At 55.7% G+C, this 4,556-nt stretch carries 4 protein-coding genes; 1 reads left to right on the forward strand and 3 read right to left on the reverse strand.

Annotation, left to right across the window (positions count from 1 at the left end; genetic code table 11):
- Positions 1–396 precede the first annotated feature (396 nt).
- Positions 397–1,596 carry a class I SAM-dependent methyltransferase gene (locus KGZ66_12015; protein ID MBS3986312.1) on the reverse strand — a complete coding sequence of 400 codons (1,200 nt, stop codon included), beginning with the start codon at positions 1,594–1,596 and terminating at the stop codon, positions 397–399.
- Positions 1,597–1,733: 137 nt separating this feature from the next.
- Between KGZ66_12015 and asnS the strand changes: the two genes are divergently transcribed.
- The gene (gene asnS / locus KGZ66_12020) at positions 1,734–3,122 is read left to right on the forward strand and encodes an asparagine--tRNA ligase (protein ID MBS3986313.1); all 1,389 of its coding nucleotides are present in this window, start codon (positions 1,734–1,736) and stop codon (positions 3,120–3,122) included.
- 73 nt (positions 3,123–3,195) lie between these two features.
- On the opposite strand, the gene KGZ66_12025 is transcribed toward asnS, so the two are convergent.
- Both KGZ66_12025 and KGZ66_12030 read right to left on the reverse strand, forming a co-directional pair.
- Complete coding sequence (locus KGZ66_12025; GenBank protein MBS3986314.1) at positions 3,196–3,714, reverse strand: NUDIX domain-containing protein; 519 nt, start codon at positions 3,712–3,714, stop codon at positions 3,196–3,198.
- A gap of 60 nt (positions 3,715–3,774) precedes the next feature.
- On the reverse strand, positions 3,775–4,410 hold the full coding sequence (locus KGZ66_12030) for a hypothetical protein (protein MBS3986315.1): 636 nt from the start codon (positions 4,408–4,410) through the stop codon (positions 3,775–3,777).
- Positions 4,411–4,556: the final 146 nt, after the last annotated feature.

Consider the following 4,556-nt stretch of genomic DNA (forward strand, 5'->3'; position numbering starts at 1 on the left):
CCTCCTTTGTGTGTGTTGTGGGGGGATGCTGGCTCCCTAGCTGCTGGCTGCTGGCTGCTGGCGGAGGGAGCGTGCTTCGTGCTCCGTGCTTCGTGCTCAGTAGAACGGGGGGTGCTAGCTCCCCTTTGACCTGGCGGCTGGAAGTTCCGCGCTCCCTCTGATTCTTCTCAACTACTATTATTAGCTATCGTCCGCAAAAATCCTGCTTCAAGTGAACAAATTCCGTCGAGCGCGAATATAGGCTCTAGGCGTTAGCGCTAGGGGGACGGGCTTTGAGCTTTGAGCTTTGAGCGGTGAGCAGAACGGGTGGAAAGGTACAAGGTAAAAGGTCAAAGGAGAGCGGGCACCGCTGCGATACCGCTCTACTGGGCACTAGGCACTGAGCACTGGGCACTCTCACCCCTTCCTCGCCCTTATCGCCATAAACATCGGTATTTCCTTGCGCGCGGCATCCTTAGCGGCTTTATGCGGGCCGGGTTCGTCGGTCTTCGGGCTGGTCCATTCCTCCATATGGTCAATGTAGAGGCCGGCATTACCTAGCGTATTGATGTACGCTTGCAAGGGTCGGTGAAAGTGCGTGGTCACGGGCGGCTTTTTGCCATGGGCGGTGTGGGAGGGATGCATCTTAATCTGCACATCGAGACTACTCATGTATTTGCGTACGATACGAGACTGCACTTTCGCGTCGTAGTCATAGTGCCAATCCGCATGCTGTGGTACGCGAAAACACGGGTGCATCATGACAACTACTAACCTGCCGTTTGGCTTTAACAAGCGGTGACAAGCTTGCCAGACCGCAGAGAGGGGCGTGATGTTCTGGATGGCCAGCACGACGGTTACGGCGTCAAATGACTCAGGCAGCAAGCTCAGCCGGGGGCGACCTGTTTCATCAAGCAGCTTCGTAACGTCGGCCACTACATAGTTAATGGGCAGCTTATCGGTTTTGTTGCGTTGACGCGCGCGAGCGACAAGCGGCTCGGCCGCGTCAATGGCTACTACCCGGCAGCCCTCGCGGGCGAGGAAGCGCCCCAGCACGCCCTGCCCGCAAGCTAAATCGAGTACGAGGTATTCCGACGCGTGCGCCTTGCGATGTTCGAGCATGCGCAGCACTCCCGGCATAATCACCTCGCGCTGAAAGTCGCTGCCCTCATCACCCACCAGGCGGTCGTACCACTCGGCGACCTCTCCCCAATGGGTAGTTCTACCGCGTTCGCCGCGTTCCTTAGGTGCGTCGTGCGCGTGGCGGACAGCAGCCTTAGCGTCAGCTACACGGTAGGCCGCCTCAATGCGCTGCGTGCGCGCGGGTCGGGGCGCTTTGTCATACCGAGACTCCGAGCCAATCGGCAGTTGTCTGCGGTCGCTCTTTCTCCGCCAGGCAGGCTTATCGCCGGCGGGTGGTGTAGTAGTATCTTGGCTGTAGTTTATGCCTCGCGGTGCTCGGTGCCGCCTGTCGGGCCTCTCGTGCTGCAGCGGCTCGCGTTCGGCAACGGGCCTGGGCTCTTGCCTAGTGTCCTCCCTGCGCCGACGCGGTTGCTGCCCTAGTTCGGGTTTACTTGGCGATTGACGTTCCTTCCATGGCGGTTGCCTATACGGCATAACTTGGGCCTCGCTTTCCTTAGGTTTGGGCTTAGTGTAGCACACTGCTGTGAAATCCGCACCTTGACTCCCCTACTCGCTAGAAGTATACTCGTGCTATTCAAAAAATGACCGCGGCTCTGAAGGGAGTTTGTGCAATGGCAGTTATCAGTGTAAAGAGCCTCTATCGCGAGACGGCAGCATATCTCAATCAAGAGGTAGTAGTCGAAGGTTGGATACGCACCGTGCGCGCTTCGAACACGATTGGGTTCATCGAGCTTAATGATGGCACGTTCTTTAGGAATGTGCAGGTAGTTCTTGATGCCGCGCATGCTGATTTCGGCGCGCTGACCAAGCTGCCTATTGCCACGGCCATCACTGTGCGCGGTAAGGTCGTAGCTAGTCAGGCGGCGAAACAACCCTTTGAGATTCACGCACAGGCTATTACCGTGGAGGCCGAGTCGCTTAGCGACTACCCTCTGCAGAAGAAGAGGCATAGCCTAGAATACCTGCGCGAGATTGCCCATCTGCGCCCGCGCACGAACCTGTTCTCTGCCGTATTTAGGGTGCGCTCCGTACTGGCGCATGCTATCCACTGCTTCTTTCAGGAGCAAGGGTTTGTCTATGTCCACTCCCCCATTATCACGGGTAGCGACGCTGAGGGCGCGGGAGAAATGTTTAGAGTCACCACGCTTAACCTCTTAAACCTACCCAGGCAGAATGGCAAAGTGGATTTTGCGCACGACTTCTTTGGTAGGGAAGCTTATCTTACCGTGAGCGGTCAGCTAGAGGCAGAAATCTTTGCCCTAGCTTTTCGCAACGTCTATACATTTGGCCCCACCTTCCGCGCCGAAAACAGCAACACGTCAAGACACGCGGCCGAATTTTGGATGATTGAGCCGGAGCTTGCCTTTGCGGATCTGAGTCAAAACATGGCCAATATTGAAGCGCTTATTAAGTACGTCGTCGCCTACGTACTGCGCGAATGTCCGGAGGAGATGGAGTTCTTTAACGAATTTGTCGACAAAGGGCTCCTGGAACGCCTGCAAAACGTCGTTAACTCGGAGTTCGCCGAAATTACGTACACAGAGGCAATTGCACTGTTGCAGCAGTCGGGCCGCCAGTTTGAGTTTGAGGTGGCCTGGGAGAAGGGCCTCCAGACCGAACACGAGCGATACCTGAGCGAAGAGGTCTACAAGCGACCTGTCTTTGTCACCCACTACCCAAAAGACCTAAAGTCTTTCTATATGCGCCAAAATGACGACGGGCGCACCGTTGCGGCGACAGACCTGCTCGTCCCCGGCATTGGGGAACTTGTCGGGGCTAGTCAACGTGAGGAGCGCTACGACACGCTGGTGTCTCGTATGCAGGAGCTTAAGATGCCGCTTGAGCCGTATTGGTGGTACTTAGAACTGCGCAAATACGGCGGCGTCAAGCATTCCGGCTATGGCGTGGGTTTTGAGCGTTTGGTCATGTATGTGACGGGTGTGTCAAATATTCGCGACGTTATCGCCTGCCCGCGCACGGTAGGCAACTTGAGGATATAACGTAGGGCGATAAGGGGTTGTTGGCTCCTGGCTGCTGGCTCCTAGTAGAGGGGAGTGCCCACTAGGCATTCCCTCACTCCGGTTCCGTGCCCCAGTCCTGCAGGGGCGACCAGGCGACTGCCGGCAGTCCGCGAGCGACGTGAACTACGCCGACCATCACCTCGGTTTGGGCCGCGCCCCGAGCAAAGTGATACTCCAAAGTAAGCTTATTAACTGCGCCGAGCGGCCGCAGCAGAACTTGCGATTTATGTACGAGGTGAAGTTCGCCCTCGCGGCAATGGTCAAACGAGGCACGCTCCGTTTGCCCAAAAAACAAATAGAGCTGCCTTAGCTCTTGGCCTTTTACGCGCAAAGTAATGTACTTAAGCCTAAGGTCGGTCACGTCACTGCGCGAGAGGTTCGCCTCTTCTGCTAGTTCTCGCCAGACGGTATTAATGGGGTTACACTTATCTTGTACCTCTACATGCCCGCCAACAGGCGCCCAGGTGTTGGGGAAAAGCGTGTGCGTAGGCGAGCGCTTTAGCATCAGCCAGTCGTCTCCACGCAGAATATAGGCGGCAGCAAAAGTACGAATGCTGTTACAGGCAAGCATACACGGCCCTCCCAAAAGAAAAGAGTCCTTGGCGCTTGTTGGCCAAGGACTCTTTTAGCGCTACATTATCTTTAGCCAAACGTCGTAGAGGTCTACTAAGCGGCCTAGTGCGAGCGAGATACGACCGGCGACAACGTTGCCAAACGATACACCGAAAGTCACCATCATCAGCCAGCGACCCGCGTGCGACACAGTTTTTAGCGGCGCGCTCTGCTTAATCGAGAAGATGAAGTACGTCAGCACCGCCAACACGCCAAAGACCATAATGAAGTTATCGAACGATCTGTTGAGCAGGAACTTGCCGGTTTGGTCATGCACGATAAAGTCAATCATCGACGCTCTAGCCTGCAGGATGGCCTGCGAGTTTAGGGCTGTGTAGAGAGAGAGTCCCACGCCGTTACCCACCAAGTAGGCAATCGGCCAGCGGCTGACCCAAGCAAAGCCCTTAATAAAGCGCGCGTACAGCATCACCCCGAGGATAAGCGGCACAATAAGCGACCACTGGTCTTTAGTAGTGAGCGGCACCCAGCCGAAGCGGTGAATATTGCCGATGGCCATGCCGAGCGTATGCCCGGCCGCTGCGCCTACGAAAATGTGCTCCGCCAAGCGATAAATCGCATTCTCCCTATACAGGAAGGAGAATATAGACAAAATGGCGGCAGCCATAACCCAATGCCATAGGTTAGTCGAAAACATCTAGTGTCACCTCCTTAAATGTGGTGAGTCGAGGAGAGAGGCCTAGTCCTTCTTGGTAAACTTAGTGACCAAGTAGGCTGCATTGCCGATAAGAATAAAGGCGATAATCAACAAGTGCCCCATAGACTGTGCGTCCATCATAGCCA

This window comes from Selenomonadales bacterium, from assembly GCA_018335585.1.
In the GTDB taxonomy this organism is placed as follows: Bacteria; Bacillota; UBA994; order UBA994; family UBA994; genus UBA994.

Bases quoted from the DNA above. Each gene is read 5' to 3' on its own strand.
- KGZ66_12015 (MBS3986312.1), bottom strand. From the start codon at position 1,596: ATGCCGTATAGGCAACCGCCATGGAAGGAACGTCAATCGCCAAGTAAA.
- asnS (MBS3986313.1), top strand. From the start codon at position 1,734: ATGGCAGTTATCAGTGTAAAGAGCCTCTATCGCGAGACGGCAGCATAT.
- KGZ66_12025 (MBS3986314.1), bottom strand. From the start codon at position 3,714: ATGCTTGCCTGTAACAGCATTCGTACTTTTGCTGCCGCCTATATTCTG.
- KGZ66_12030 (MBS3986315.1), bottom strand. From the start codon at position 4,410: ATGTTTTCGACTAACCTATGGCATTGGGTTATGGCTGCCGCCATTTTG.